This window comes from Actinospica durhamensis (genome assembly GCF_018139695.1).
Lineage (GTDB): Bacteria > Actinomycetota > Actinomycetes > Streptomycetales > Catenulisporaceae > Actinospica > Actinospica durhamensis.
In genome coordinates, this window is the sequence record NZ_JAGSOG010000002.1 from 35,039 (window position 1) to 49,176 (window position 14,138).

Consider the following 14,138-nt stretch of genomic DNA (forward strand, 5'->3'; position numbering starts at 1 on the left):
GGCAGTGATCGCCTAGAAGATCAGGTCGAGCTGGGCGTTGAGGATGTCCAGGGCCTGTTGCCGGCTGTAGACGCCGAACAGGACGGGCCAGCGCAGTCCTTCGACGACGCTGACGAGGTGTCTGGCCGCCTGGCCGACGTCGTGGCCGGGCAGGGCGTCGGCGAGTTGGCGCACGACGAAGTCGGTGAGGTTGGTGTAGGCCTCGGCGGCCAGGTCGCGGGTCTCTTCGTCCACGCAGGCGCGGCTGATCAGCCCGGCCCACACGCGGGCGGCGTCGCGGCCGGCTTCGTCGAGGGGGAGCAGCAGGGTGCACAGGAGCTCGAAGCCCGCGCGGGGGGTGGCCGGGTCGGGTGCGGCGCCGAGGGCGAGGACGCGTTGGACCAGCCGGGCGTGGTTCTGGGCGAGGGCGAAGGCGAGCATCTCGGCCTTGGTGGTGAAGTAGTGCTGCACGGCGCCGGGGGAGACGCCGGCCTCGGCGGCGACGGTCCGCACGCTCGCGGCCTCGACACCGCGGGTGGCGATCAGGCGCAGGACGGCGTCGGCGATGTGGCGGCGGCGCTCGTCGTGGTCGACCCGCTTGGGCATCCGGCGTGGCTCCCCTCGGTTTGGCAATACGATCGTATCGTATAGACTCCGCTTTTGACGGTACGAGCGTATTGCATCAGTGAGGGAGGTCACCGGTGAACAGCGGCATCGCGCGCAACGGGGACGTCGAGATCGCCTACGAGGACTTCGGCACGCCCGGCGGAAAGCCCCTGCTGCTGATCAGCGGGCTGGACGAGCAGATGGTCAGCTCCTGGCCGGACGGGTTCTGCCGCGCGCTGGCGGACGCGGGCCTGCACGTAGTGCGCTACGACAACCGGGACTCGGGCCTCTCGACCCACTTCACCGGCAGGAAGCAGGCCTACGCCGAGGCGGACATGGTCGAGGACATGATGGCGGTCCTGGACGCACTCGGCTGGGACACGGCGAACCTGGTCGGGCTGTCGATGGGCGGCGGACTCGCCCAGTACGCCGCGATGTGGCACCCCGAGCGCATCAGGACCCTGGCCGCGATCTCCTCGATCCCGCAGGACGGCGACCTGGCCCGGCTCATGCTGCGTTACATGCGCCTGTTCCCCGGCCCGTTCAAGCTCGCCTTCCGCCGCTACGGGCAGAGCCCCGAGGAGCAGCAGCGGATGCTGCGCGACGTGCTGCACCTGACCGAGGCCAAGAGCCTGCCGCTCGAGCAGGACTGGGTGCGCGAGGCCGCGGCCGAGTCCTTCCGCCGCCACCGCCCCGACCGCCACGCCCGCACCCGCCAGATCGCCGCTGGCCGCGGCGTGCGGCGGCCGCCCGGCGGCATCTCCCGCATCACCGCGCCCGTGCTGGTCCTCAGCGGCGACGAGGACCCGCTGGTCAAGCCCACCGCCGGACCGAAGCTCGCCGAGATAGTGGCGAACGGCCGGTTCGTCTCGATCCCGCGGATGGGCCACAAGTTCGCCGCGCCACTGTGGCCGCGGCTGGTCGCCGAGATCGTGAGGCACGTCGTCTGACTCGCGACGCGGGCTTCACCGGCGTCGTACGCGCCATCCGCGTGGGCTACCAACCGGTCGGCGTCGGACGCGTCGTCAGGATCGTTCGACGGCCCGGAGTCGCCCCTCGCCCGACCGTGCATGCGGGATGATTGAATCTGTTCAACCCGGGTGTCGGGAGTAAAGAAGGGTCAGGAGGCGGACGCGCGCGGTGGTCGGCATCAAGGAGGTCGCGCGGGCGGCGGGCGTGTCGATCGGCACGGTCTCGAACGTCTTGAACCGGCCTGAGGCCGTGAGCGAGGAGACCCGGCTGCGGGTGCAGTCGGTGATCACCAGCCTCGGCTACGTCCGCAGCGAGTCGGCCCGCCAGCTGCGCGCCGGGTCGAGCCGCATCATGGCCGTGCTGGTGCTCGACATCCGCAACCCGTTCTTCGTCGACGTCGCCTCCGGCGCCGAGCGCGCGGCCCGTGAGGCCGGGCTCGGGGTGATGGTGTGCAACAGCGGGCAGAGCGCGCAGGACGAAGCCGACTACCTGGCCCTGTTCGCCGAACAGCGCGTGCGCGGCGTCCTGCTCACGCCGGTCGACGGCTCCGGCCGAGACCTGGCCGCGCTGCGCGCGCAGGGGATCGCGCACATCCTGGTCGACCGGGCCGCGGCGAGCGAGGCGGTGTGCTCGGTCTCCGTGGACGACGTGGCCGGTGGACGTCTGGCCGCGCGGCATCTGGTCTCGACCGGGCACCGTTCGATCGCGTATGTCGGGGGTCCCTCCGGCCTCGACCAGGTCCGCGACCGCCGCGTCGGCGCACTGACCGTGCTCGAGGAGGCCGGGTTGGGCGAGGACGCGCTGGTCGAGGTCTCCGCCGTCGGTCTTGACGTGGCGGCCGGCCGCGACGCGGGCGCGCGACTGCTCGGCCTCGCGTCCCGGCCCACCGCCGTGTTCTGCGCGAACGACCTGCTCGCGCTCGGCGTGCTGCAGGCGCTGTTCGCCGCGGGTGTCCGGGTGCCCGAGGACATCGCGCTGGTCGGCTACGACGACATCGAGTTCGCCGCCGCGGCCGCGGTCCCGCTCACCTCCGTGCGCCAGCCGGCGTTCGCGATGGGGCAGCAGGCCGCCGAGATGCTGATCGAGGAGACCGGGCCGCAGAGTGCGGCGCACCGCCACCGCCACGTCGTGCTGCAGCCGGAGCTGGTGGTGCGTCAGTCCAGCATGCGCGCCCGCTGATCTTCGGGACGGGGCCCTAGCCCAGCAGGACGACGTCGAGCCGGCGCGGGCCGTGGACGCCTTCGACGCGGTCGAGTTCGATGTCGCTGGTGGCCGACGGCCCGGAGATCCAGGTGAGCGGACGCGCCGGATCCAGGCGGCCGAGCGCCTGCGGCAGCGAGAGCACCACATCGCCGGCCGTGCGCACCACGCAGATGTGGTGGTCCGGGATCAGCGTCAGCACGCGACGGCCCTGCCCCGCTCCGCCGTCCAGGACCAGCGTCCCGGTCTCGGCGATCGCCACCGCGCAGGTCGTGAGCACGGCGTCGGCAGAATCGAGCGTGGCGGGGGTGAGCGGCGGGTCGTCGCAGAGTACGTCGAGCCCGGCGGGGATCCAGTGAGCTGTCAGCCCGGGCGGTGCGACCAGGCGTGTACCCGTCAGCAGGTCGGCGATCAGCGGCGCCAGCTGCGCGTCGCTGCCGCAGCGGTGGACGTGGGCGCGGTAGTCGGTCAGGTGTTCCGCCAAGAGGTCGACGGCTCGGCCTGCCGGAGTGTGGGTCTCGGCGTAGTCTCGCTCCACGGATGCGGGTTCGGGCGCTGTCTCGGTCGCGGCGCGGATACGGGCGAGGATCTGTTCGCGGGAACTCACGGCTACTCCCCGCTCATCTCAGAGGTGTGGTTCGCCTTCCACCAGTCGCGGAAGGGTCGGGCCGGGAAGTCCGGCAGGTCGCGGCTCTCGCTCCATCCTTTCGCGGGCCCGAGCGGAAGCGTGCGCGGATGCAGGGCGCGGGTCTTTGCCGCGGCGCGCTCGACGGCGGCGAGCGCGCCGGGGTGGTCGAGCAGCCAGGTCGCACCTCGCATCCCGGCTCGCTCCAGCCGATGTCCCGAATTGTGTTCGGCGACCTGTTCGCGCAGGTGTACGAGTACTTCCGGGATGTCGATGGCGACGGGGCACACTTCGTAACAGGCCCCGCACAGGCTCGAGGCGAACGGGAGTGAGGCCTCGACCGTGCCGCCTACCCCGGCCAGTTGCGGGGCGAGGATGGCTCCGATCGGCCCGGGGTAGACGCCGCCGTACGCGTGTCCGCCTGCGCGCTCGTAGACAGGGCAGACGTTCAGGCACGCCGAGCAGCGGATGCAGCGTAGGGCCTGCCGGCCGACCTCGTCGGCGAGCGTGGCGGTGCGGCCGTTGTCCAGCAGCACCAGGTGGAACTCCTTCGGCCCGTCGCCCCGGTGCGTGCCGGTCCACATCGTCGTATACGGATTCATCCGTTCCGCCGTGGACGAGCGTGGCAGCAGCTGCAGGAAGACTTCGAGGTCCCGCCAGCTCGGCACGACCTTCTCGATGCCGACGACGGAGATGAGGGTCTCGGGCAGGGTCAGGCACATGCGGCCGTTGCCTTCGGATTCGACCACGACCATGGTTCCGGTCTCGGCGACCATGAAGTTCGCCCCGGAGACGGCGACCTTGGCGCGCAGGAATTTCTCGCGCAGGTGCACGCGAGCTGCTTCGGCCAAGTCGGCCGGGCTGTCGGTGAGATCGGACGGTGCGGGGCGTCCGTAACGTGCCATCTGGGTGCGGAAGATCTCGCGGATCTCCCGGCGGTTGCGGTGGATGGCCGGGACCAGGATGTGCGAGGGCCGGTCCTGGCCGAGTTGGACGATGAGTTCGGCCAGGTCGGTCTCGTAGGCGGCGATGCCCGCGGCTTCGAGCGCCTCGTTGAGTCCGATCTCCTGGGTGGCCATGGACTTGACCTTGACGACCTCGGTGCTACCGGTGGCTCGGACGAGCGAGGTGACGATGCGATTGGCCTCGGCGGCGTCGGCGGCCCAGTGCACAGTTCCGCCCGCGGCGGTGACCTTCTCCTCGAGCTGCAGCAGGTACCGGTCGAGGTGGCGCAGCGTCTGATCCTTGATCCGCTTGCCGGCTTCACGCAGTCGCGGCCAGTCTTCGAGCTCGGCGACCGCGTCGGCGCGACGTGCGCGGATGGTGTGCGTGGCGCGGCGCAGGTTCGCGCGCAGTCGTGCGTCGTGCGTGGACGTGCGCGCCGCCTCGGGGAAGGCGGGCATGCCCAGGTAGACGCCGCCACTCAGGGTCTTGAGGGCACCGGGGGTGCTCATACCGCGGCTTCCTGTTCGGTGGACGCGAGGATCTCGGCGATGTGGACGGTCCGCAGCGGCGAGTCGGCGCGGCGCAGCATGCCGTCGAGGTGCATCAGGCAGGAGTTGTCGGCCCCGCAGAGCAGCTCGGCCCCGGTGGCCGCGGCATGTGCGATCTTGTCCGCGCCCATGGCCGCGGACACGTCCGGATTCTTGACCGCAAACGTCCCGCCGAAGCCGCAGCACTCCTCGGCTCCGGGCAGCTCCACGAGTCGCAGGCCCCTGACAGCCCGCAGCAGCCGGAGCGGGCGCTCGCCCAGCCCGAGCACGCGCAGGCCGTGGCAGGAGGGATGGTAGGTGACCGTGTGCGGGTAGTACGCGCCGATATCGACGACGCCGAGCACGTCGACGAGGAACTCGGTCAGCTCCACCACCCGCGGCGCGAGTTCGTCCGCGGCGTGCGTAAGCGCGTCTCCGCGGCCTTCGGCTCTCGCCTTGGCGCCGATGCGCGGGTAGTTCTCCCGCACCATCGCCACGCAGGACCCTGACGGGGTGACCACGTAGTCGTAGCCGGCGAACGCGCGGGCCATCCTGTTCACGAGAGGCTCGGTCAGCCTGCGGTAGCCGGTGTTGTACTGCGGCTGCCCGCAGCAGGTTTGCGCGGCCGGGAAGTCGACCCGGACACCGAGCCGTTCGAGCAGGCGCACGGTGGCGATCGCGGTGTTCGGATACAGCGCGTCGTTGACGCAGGTGGCGAAGAGTGCGACGCGCATCAGCCCAGCCCTACCCGTGCCGCGGCCGCCGTCCACGCGTGCTCGCTGCCGTGCGGCGCGTAATGCCGCAGCGACTGGGATTCGGCGACCAGGCGCCGCAGGTCGGCCAGTTCTCCCGCGTGCGCGTGGGTGCGGGCCTGGACGAGGATGTTGCCCAGCGCCGTGGCCTCGGTGGGGCCCGCGATGACCGCAAGCCCGGTGGCGTCCGCGGTCAACTGGCACAGCAGCGCGTTGCGTGAGCCCCCGCCGACGAGGTGGATCACTTCGATGTCGCGGCCGGAGAGCTCGGCGGCCTGGCGCAGCGTGCGACGGTGTGCCAGGGCGAGACTCTCCAGAATGGCGCGGACGAACGCGCCGTGGCCGTTCGGAGGCCGCTGGCCGGTGCGCAGGCAGTACTCTTCGATCCGCTTGGGCATGTCGCCGGGCGCGAGGAACTCGGGCGAGTCGGGGTCGATCAGTGCGGCGAACGGCTCGGCGCGCGCCGCGTCGGCCAGCAGCCGGGGCAACTCGACGGCGTGGCCGGCGTCGGCCCAGGTGCGCCGGCATTCCTCGAGCAGCCACAGCCCCATGATGTTGCGCAGGTAGCGCACCGTGCCGTCGATGCCGCGCTCGTTGGTGAAGTTCGCCGCCCGGGAGGCCTCGGTCAGGATCGGCGCGTCGAGTTCGAGCCCTGCCAGCGACCAGGTGCCGCAGGAGATGTAGGCGAACGCGTCCGTGACCGCGGGTACCGCGACCACGGCGGAGGCGGTGTCGTGCGAGGCGACCACGGTCACCGGGGTGGAGCGCGAGAGCCCGGTGTGCCTGGCTGGCCCCGGCCGCAGCAGCCCGGCGAGATCTCCGGGTCGCCGCAGCGGCGGCAGCAGGTGCGGGCTGATGCCCAAACGCTTGGCCAGGTCCGCCGCCCAGACCCCGGCGCGCGCGTCGAACAGGCCGGTGGTCGAGGCGTTGGTCTCTTCGGCGCCGATGCTCCCGGTGAGCCAGTAGGTCAGCAGGTCGGGGATCATCAGCATCCGGTGCGCGGCGGCCATCTGCGCACTGCCGGCCGCCGCGACCAACTGGTAGACGGTGTTGAACACCAGCTGCTGCAGCCCGGTGACCCGGTACATCTCGGCCTGGTCGGCCTGCTGCCATACCCGCTGCGGCACGTGCGCGGTGCGGGTGTCGCGGTAGTGGAACGGATTGCCCAGCAGCACGCCTTCGCCGTCGATCAGCCCGTAGTCCACGGCCCAGGTGTCGATGCCGACCGAGGCGATCTCGGCCACGCGCCCGGCCGCGCGCAGGCCGTCGAGCACCCCCTGGTAGAGGGCGAGGATGTCCCAGTGCAGGCCGTCGGCCAGCTGGACGGGCGTGTTCGGGAACCGGTGGACCTCGGTGACCTCGAGGCTCTCGCGCCCCACCCGTCCGAGGACCACCCGGCCCGAGCTCGCGCCCAGGTCGGCGGCCGCGAAGGTCGTCGTGCTCGGATTCATCGCAGGAACGCCGCCGCGACGCCGGCGTCCACCGGGATGTGCAGGCCGGTGGTGTGCGTCAGCTCGCCGCCGGTCAGCGCGAAGACCGCGTTGGCCACGTGCTCCGGCAGCACCTCGCGCTTGAGAATGGTGCGCTGGGCGTAGAACGCGCCGAGCTCCTGCTCCGGCACGCCGTAGACTGCGGCGCGCTGCGCACCCCACCCGGCGGCGAAGATCCCGGAGCCGCGCACCACGCCGTCCGGGTTGACGCCGTTGACCCGGATCCCGTGCTCGCCGAGCTCCGCGGCCAGCAGCCGGACCTGGTGCGCCTGGTCGGCCTTGGTGGCGGAGTACGCGATGTTGTTCGGGCCGGCGAACACCGAGTTCTTCGAGGCGATGTAGACGATGTCGCCGCCGAGCCCCTGCTCGATCATGACGCGGGCGGCTTCGCGGGAGACGAGGAACGAGCCGCGGGCCATGATGTCGTGCTGCAGGTCCCAGTCGCGGGCGGTGGTCTCGAGCAGCGGCTTCGAGATGGAGATCCCGGCGTTGTTGACCACGAGGTCCACTCCGCCGAACGCGAGCGCCGCCGCGTCGAAGGCGGCCTGGATCTGCTCTTCGGAGGTGACGTCCACGGTCACCGCCACGGCCACGTCGCGGCCGCCGAGCTCCTCGGCGACCTGCACGGCCGCCTGCGCGTTGAGATCCGCGACGACGACGCACGCGCCTTCGGCCGCGAGCCGGTGCGCGATCGCCTTGCCGATACCCGAGCCGGCGCCGGTCACCAGCGCCACCCGCGTCGCCAGCGCCTTGGGCTTGGGCATGCGGGCGAGCTTGGCCTCCTCCAGCGCCCAGTATTCGATCCGGAACTTCTCAGACTCCTCAATAGGGGAGTAGGCCGACACCGCCTCGGCCCCGCGCATGACGTTGACGGCGTTGAGGTAGAACTCGCCCGCGACGCGCGCGGTCTGCTTGTCCTTGCCGTAGGAGAACATTCCGACGCCGGGGATGAGGATGATCGCCGGGTCCGCGCCGCGCATCGCCGGAGAGTCGGGGGTCGCGTGCCGCTGGTAGTACGCGGCGTACTCCTCGCGGTAGGCGGCGTGCAGCTCCTTCAGCCGCGCGATGGCGTCGTCGAGCGGAGCGTCCGCGGGCAGGTCGAGCACCAGCGGGCGCACCTTGGTGCGCAGGAAGTGATCGGGACACGAGGTACCGAGGGCGGCCAGGCGCGGGTGCTCGGCGCGCGCGAGGAAGTCGAGCACGACATCGTCGTCCTCGAAATGCCCGACCTGCGGTCGGTCGGTGGAGGCCAGGCCGCGCAGCACCGGCGCGAGGGCCGCGGCACGCGCGCGCCGCTCCGCCTCGGGCAGCGGGCCGTAGCCCTCGATGACCGGACCGAACGGCTCGGGCCTGCCGTGCTCGGCGAGGAACGCCTCGGCGGTGCGGATGATGCGCAGTGAGTTCGCCTCGCACTCCTCACTCGTCTCGCCCCACGCCGTGATGCCGTGTCCGCCGAGGACGCAGCCGATCGCCTGCGGGTTCTCCCGCTTGATCGCCGCGATATCAAGTCCCAGCTGGAATCCGGGGCGGCGCCACGGAACCCACACGACCTGATCGCCGAAGCACCGCGCCGTCAGCTTCTCCCCGTCGGTGGCGCAGGCGAGCGCGATCCCGGAATCAGGGTGCAGATGATCCACGTGCGCGGCGTCGACCAGCCCGTGCATCGCGGTGTCGATCGACGGCGCCGCGCCGCCCCGGCCGTGCAGGCAGTAGTCGAACGCTGCGACCATCTCGTCCTCGCGCTCCACGCCGGGGCAGACCCCGGCCAGGGCCCGCAGCCGATCCAGGCGCAGCACCGCCAGCCCCGCCTCGGTGAGGGTGCCCAGGTCGCCGCCGGAGCCCTTCACCCACATCAGCTCCACCTCGGCGCCGCTGACCGGGTCGAGGCCGCCGCCCTTGGCCGAGGTGTTGCCGCCGGCGTAGTTGGTGTTGCGCGGGTCGGCTCCCAGCCGGCGCGAGCGGGAAATGAGGTCTGATACGGCGCTGTGCATCGCGGTCTCGTCCTTGTCCATGGTCTCAGGCTCCCCAACCGGCCTGGGTGCCGCCGACGCGATCGGCCAGGATCTGATCGGCGTACCCGCTCGCCCGGTACGCGGCGAGGGGATCGGGGCTCAGGCCCATCTCCTCGCGCACCTCGGCCAGCAGCGGCCTGACGTCGGTGTTGTACGCGTCCATCAGCACGGCGTTCGCGCCCAGAACGTCACCCGCGCTCTGCGCCGCACGCAGCGCGTCGAGGTCGACGAGCAGCGCCTTGGCCGTGGCCTCCTGCACGTTCATCACCGAGCGGATGATCGCGGGGATCTTCGCCTCGATGTTGTGGCACTGGTCCAGCATGAACGCGACCCCGTGAGCGGGATCGAGCCCGCCGTTCTTGGCCACCTCGTGCAGGATCCGGAACAGCTGGAACGGATCCGCGGCCCCGGCCATCAGGTCGTCGTCGGCGTAGAAGCGGGAGTTGAAGTCGAACGCCCCGAGCTTCCCCTCGCGCAGCAGGAACGCGACGATGAACTCGATGTTCGTACCCGGAGCATGGTGCCCGGTGTCCACCACGACCTTCGCCTTCGGCCCGAGCTTGAGGCAGTGCGCGTAGCTGGTGCCCCAGTCCGGGACGTCCGTGGTGTAGAACGCGGGCTCGAACAGCTTGTACTCCAGCACCATCCGCTGATGCTCGCCGAGGCGCGCGTACACCTCGGACAGGGCCTCGGCCAGCCGGTCCTGGCGGCCCACGATGTCGTCCTGGCCCGGGTAGTTGGTGCCGTCCGCGAACCACAGCTTCAGATCCCGCGACCCGGTGGCGTCCATGACGTCCACGCACTCCAGCAGATGGTCCGTCGCCTTGCGCCGCACCGCCGGATCCGGGTGGCAGACGCTGCCGATCCGGTAGTCCTCGTCCTGGAAGGTGTTCGAGTTGATCGCCCCGATCCGCACGCCCAGGGACTCGGCGTGCGCGGCGAGCTTGCCGAAGTCCGGGACCCGGTCCCACGGGATGTGCAGCGAGACCAGCGGAGCGACCCCGGTCGCCGCGTGCACCGCCGCCGCGTCCGCCAGCTTCTCGAACGGATCGCGCGGCACGCCCTGCTGCGGGAAGACCCGGAACCGCGTCCCGGAGTTGCCGTAGCCCCAGGACGGGGTCTCGATCCGCTGCGCCGAGAGCGCCGCCTTCACCGCGGCCAGGTCCGCCATGGCTGGTACCTCGTATCTGCTGAGACTGGGTGACTGAAACGATGACTGAAACGATTCAAATTGCGTTCGCTGAGCACTCTAGGCTCAGTTTCGGGGGCTGGTCAACAGGAGCGCGGCCCGCGCAGGCGCGCGCTATGAATCATTTCAACGCGCTCGTCACCGGCTCGGCGTCGGCGGGGACGCCGTGGTGGTCGGCGTACGTCGCGAAGCGCTGCCGGTAGGTGGTGGCGCTCAGCCCGTAGTGCGCTTTGAAGCGCCGGGCGAAGTAGTTCTGATCCGGCCAGCCGACCGCGCGCCCGACGGCGGTGACCGGCTCGTCCGAGTGCAGCAGCAGCACCGCGGCGTGCTCGACGCGCAGCTGGGCGAGATACGCGATCGGAGGCAGGCCGGTGGCCGCCTTGAACAGCCGCACCAGATAGCCCGGCGCCAGATGCAGCTGCTCCGCGAGTTCCGCGAGGGTCCACGGACGGGCGATGTCGGCTTCGAGCATGCGCATCACCCTCCCGACGGCCGGGTGAGACTGCTGCAGCTGTGCGGACCCGGCACCCGCACTCCGCACCACGGAGCGGGCCAGCACGCCGAAGATCAGGGTCAGTCGGGCGATGAGATCTCCGCGGTACTCGCCGGGAGGCAGGTGCCGCAGCGCGGAGAGGGATTCGAGTTCGCGTACGCACTCGTCGAAGGTGTCCGGGTCGAGCCGCAGCGCCAGCGTGCCGCGCCCGTGCGACGCGTAGGGCCCGGCCCACAGCAGGTGCCCGAGCAGCGGATCGTCCCGCATCCAGGACAGCTCGCGGCGCAGCAGCTCACTGCTGAAGCAGCAGTTGTACAGCTCGAGCTCGTGACAGTCCTCGTACCCGTGCCACACCCCGGGTCGCAGCACCACGACATCCCTGGCCTCGAGCTCTCTGCGCCCGGCCAGGCAGTGGTGCGTCGCGCGCCCGCCGAGGGTGAACGCGATCTCCATGAAGCTGTGCGTGTGCAGGGGATTGTCCTGCCGGTGCAGGTAGCGGCCGGCGTAGGCCTGGGCTCCGTCGGTGAAGTGGAACAGGTCCCGGCTCGTGTCCATGGGGAGGTCGTCTTCCACCCGGCGCACGATACCTCGCGCGGCGACCAGGTCAACATCGTGCTAACGGGAGTTCATCGCGGGCTAGCGACGCAGAGTCGGCGCGGAGCACGATTACCGGCGTCGACACGCTGTGCAGTCGCATGGCACGGGGGTTGTGACTCGCCCCGTTTCGTTCATCGTCTGTCGTTCAAGGAGGAACGCCTGTGAGCTTCCCGTATCCCGGATCTCGGCGCAGATCGACCCTACTGATCGCGCTGGCCGCGACCTCGCTCGCCGTCGGTGTCGTCGACGGCCCCGCGGCGCAGGCGGCCGGCCGGGGCACGTCCGGCTACCCCGCCGGATGTCCCTGGATGGACACACACCTCGACGCGAGTACGCGGGCGAACCTGCTGCTGGCCGCCAGCAGTCTGGACCAGAAGCTGCGATGGCTCGACGAGAAGGCGGCGAACTCGCCGGATCAGACCTCGTTCACGTCCTTCTCCGGCACGACGACCACCTACCCCGCGCAGGTGCCGTGCACGCCGACGGTCGTCTACGCCGACAGCGCCGACTTCGTGCGCAACGCCGGCACCGACGTCACGGTCTACCCCTCGCAGGTCGACCTCGCCGCCACCTGGAGTTCGCAGCTCGCGTACGCCAAGGGCAAGGCCGAGGCGAACGACGCGTTCGAGTCGGGCCACAACGTCATCCTCGGCCCGGACCTGGAGAACGGGCGCACCGTGCTCGACGGCCGCACCCCCGAAGACCTCGGCGAGGACTCGCTGCTCGGTGGGACCCAGGCCGCCGCGCAGATCAACGGCCTGCAGAACGGCAACGCGGACGAGCCGGTGATGGCGGTGCTCAAGCACTACGTGGCGAACGAGCAGGAAGCCAACCGCAACAACATGAGCGCGAACATGACCACGCGCACGCTCGAAGAGGTCTACAACCAGCCGTTCAACATCGCGCTGAGCCAGAGCTCGCCCGGCGGCATCATGTGTTCCTACAACCAGATCAACGGCGCGTACGCCTGCGAGAACCCGATCCTCGACAGCGTGCTCAAGGGCCAGGACGGCTTCCAGGGCTACGTGACCTCGGACTTCTTCGCCGTCCACTCCACCGCGCCGTCGCTGAATGCGGGTCTGGACCAGGAGCTGAACAACCCGATCTACTACACGCCGGCGAACATCCAGGCCGCGCTGGACGCCGGCCAGGTCACGATGAGCCAGATCAACGAGGCGGCGTTCCGCGTCGTGCGCTCGTACATCGCGTCCGGGCTGTTCGACCACCCGATGTCCAGCACGCTCCCGACCACGACGCAGACGGCGTACAGCGAGTCCGTCGCCGAGCAGGTCGCCCAGAACGGCTCGGTGCTGCTCAAGAACTCCGGACAGGCCCTGCCCCTCGGCAAGTCCTCCGGCACGATCGCGGTGATCGGCCAGACGGCCTCGGCCACGCCGACCGGCGGGGTGAGCGCGCAGACCGTCTGCACCCAGCTCGCGCCGGACGGCATGGACAACGCCACGGACTGCCCGGACGTCGTCGCGCCGCTCGACTCGATCACCTCGCGCGCCGCGCAGGACGGCCTGAGCGTCACGTACGACAACGGTTCCGACATCGCCTCGGCCGTCGCGGCGGCCAAGTCCGCCAAGACCGCGGTCGTCTTCGCCTACGCCGAGGAGGGCGAGGGCGCCGACCGCACCTCGCTGAGCCTCGACGGCAACGGCGACGCGCTGATCGAGGCCGTCGCCGCGGCGAACCCGAACACCGTCGTCATCCTGGAGACCGGCTCCGCGGTGGCCATGCCCTGGCTCGGCCAGGTCAAGGGCGTCGTCGAGGCCTGGTACCCGGGCGAGCAGCAGGGCACCGCGCTCGCGAAGCTGCTGTTCGGCGACGCCGACTTCACCGGCCGCCTGCCGATCACCTTCCCCGCCTCCCTCGCCGACACCCCGACCGACACGACCGCGCAGTACCCCGGCATCGAGGACGCCAACGGCATCTACCAGGTCAGCTACAGCGAGGGCCTGGAAGTCGGCTACAAGTGGTACGAGGCCCAGGGCATCAAGCCCCTGTTCCCGTTCGGCTATGGCCTGTCCTACACCGACTACTCCTACTCCGGCATGAAGGTCACCGGCGGCGGCAACGGCAAGAGCGACATCAAGGTCAGCTTCACCGTCCGCAACGACGGCACCAAGACCGGCACCGTCACCCCGCAGCTCTACGTCACGCAGCCGTCCGCGGCCGACGAGCCCGGGCACGCGCTGGTCGGCTACCAGCAGATCACGCTGAAGCCCGGCCAGAGCCAGAAGGTCACGATCACCGTCGACCCGAACGGCGCCGCCCACCCGATCTCGTACTACGACACCAGCACGAACTCGTGGGTGACCGCGCCCGGCACGTACACCTTCCAGGTCGGCTCGGACTCGCAGACGGCGAAGCTGAGCCAGTCGGTCCGTATCCGGTAGCCGGGAACGGTATCTGATCGCAGTATCCGATCGCGTAGAAAAGCGTGTGGGGCGGCCGGTGCCGCCCCACACGCGTGTATGAGCTTCCGCTCATGATGCACCCGAACGTCGCGAGGCCGGCCCGATTCCTGCCGCCGCCTCCGACCGATGCGAGCGGCGCCTATCGGGACCAGATCCCTCCGCCGCTTGCCGAGTCCGGCGGCGACTGCTTCGACTGGGAGGATCTCGCCGCACGGACCGGTTGGCGGTACCCGTCGGACTATCGGTCCTTTCTGGAGATATACGGCGCGGGAGGCGGCATCGACAACGAAGCGGTGTGGATCGACTCGCCACCGCCGATGGGCGCGGC

11 protein-coding genes are annotated in these 14,138 nt (G+C 70.7%); 3 read left to right on the forward strand and 8 right to left on the reverse strand.

Translation table 11 applies throughout. The annotated features are described in order from the left end of the window. Nucleotides 1-12 precede the first annotated feature (12 nt). Nucleotides 13-585: a TetR/AcrR family transcriptional regulator gene (locus tag KDL01_RS00685; protein ID WP_212526285.1), complete on the reverse strand. Its 573-nt coding sequence runs from the start codon at nucleotides 583-585 to the stop codon at nucleotides 13-15. Nucleotides 586-680: 95 nt separating this feature from the next. On the opposite strand from KDL01_RS00685, the gene KDL01_RS00690 reads away from it, so the two are divergent. Next, the gene (locus KDL01_RS00690; RefSeq protein ID WP_212526286.1) at nucleotides 681-1,535 is read left to right on the forward strand and encodes an alpha/beta fold hydrolase; all 855 of its coding nucleotides are present in this window, start codon (nucleotides 681-683) and stop codon (nucleotides 1,533-1,535) included. A 190-nt stretch (nucleotides 1,536-1,725) separates the two neighbouring features. Next, nucleotides 1,726-2,736 carry a LacI family DNA-binding transcriptional regulator gene (locus tag KDL01_RS00695; RefSeq protein WP_212526287.1) on the forward strand — a complete coding sequence of 337 codons (1,011 nt, stop codon included), beginning with the start codon at nucleotides 1,726-1,728 and terminating at the stop codon, nucleotides 2,734-2,736. A 16-nt stretch (nucleotides 2,737-2,752) separates the two neighbouring features. Here the strand turns inward: KDL01_RS00695 and KDL01_RS00700 are convergent, their stop codons facing one another. The 7 genes from KDL01_RS00700 to KDL01_RS00730 all read right to left on the reverse strand — a co-directional run bounded on the left by KDL01_RS00700 (nucleotide 2,753) and on the right by KDL01_RS00730 (nucleotide 11,363). Continuing rightward, nucleotides 2,753-3,364 carry a LutC/YkgG family protein gene (locus tag KDL01_RS00700; RefSeq protein WP_212526288.1) on the reverse strand — a complete coding sequence of 204 codons (612 nt, stop codon included), beginning with the start codon at nucleotides 3,362-3,364 and terminating at the stop codon, nucleotides 2,753-2,755. A gap of 2 nt (nucleotides 3,365-3,366) precedes the next feature. Further along, nucleotides 3,367-4,836 carry a lactate utilization protein B gene (locus KDL01_RS00705; protein ID WP_212526289.1) on the reverse strand — a complete coding sequence of 490 codons (1,470 nt, stop codon included), beginning with the start codon at nucleotides 4,834-4,836 and terminating at the stop codon, nucleotides 3,367-3,369. After that, complete coding sequence (locus KDL01_RS00710) at nucleotides 4,833-5,588, reverse strand: (Fe-S)-binding protein (protein ID WP_212526290.1); 756 nt, start codon at nucleotides 5,586-5,588, stop codon at nucleotides 4,833-4,835. The genes KDL01_RS00705 and KDL01_RS00710 overlap by 4 nt, the downstream gene beginning before the upstream one ends. Then, nucleotides 5,588-7,057, reverse strand: a complete 1,470-nt coding sequence (locus KDL01_RS00715; RefSeq protein WP_212526291.1) for a rhamnulokinase — start codon at nucleotides 7,055-7,057, stop codon at nucleotides 5,588-5,590. Before KDL01_RS00715 ends, KDL01_RS00710 begins: the two co-directional genes overlap by 1 nt. Next, entirely contained in the window at nucleotides 7,054-9,087 is a 2,034-nt protein-coding gene (locus tag KDL01_RS00720) for a bifunctional aldolase/short-chain dehydrogenase (RefSeq protein WP_438801940.1), read from the reverse strand. Before KDL01_RS00720 ends, KDL01_RS00715 begins: the two co-directional genes overlap by 4 nt. A gap of 25 nt (nucleotides 9,088-9,112) precedes the next feature. Beyond that, nucleotides 9,113-10,279 carry an L-rhamnose isomerase gene (gene rhaI, locus KDL01_RS00725; protein WP_212526293.1) on the reverse strand — a complete coding sequence of 389 codons (1,167 nt, stop codon included), beginning with the start codon at nucleotides 10,277-10,279 and terminating at the stop codon, nucleotides 9,113-9,115. Nucleotides 10,280-10,418: 139 nt separating this feature from the next. Next, nucleotides 10,419-11,363, reverse strand: a complete 945-nt coding sequence (locus KDL01_RS00730; protein WP_212526294.1) for an AraC family transcriptional regulator — start codon at nucleotides 11,361-11,363, stop codon at nucleotides 10,419-10,421. A 185-nt stretch (nucleotides 11,364-11,548) separates the two neighbouring features. Here KDL01_RS00730 and KDL01_RS00735 point away from each other — a divergent pair, with 185 nt between their 5' ends. Then, the gene (locus KDL01_RS00735) at nucleotides 11,549-13,789 is read left to right on the forward strand and encodes a glycoside hydrolase family 3 C-terminal domain-containing protein (RefSeq protein WP_212526295.1); all 2,241 of its coding nucleotides are present in this window, start codon (nucleotides 11,549-11,551) and stop codon (nucleotides 13,787-13,789) included. Nucleotides 13,790-14,138: the final 349 nt, after the last annotated feature.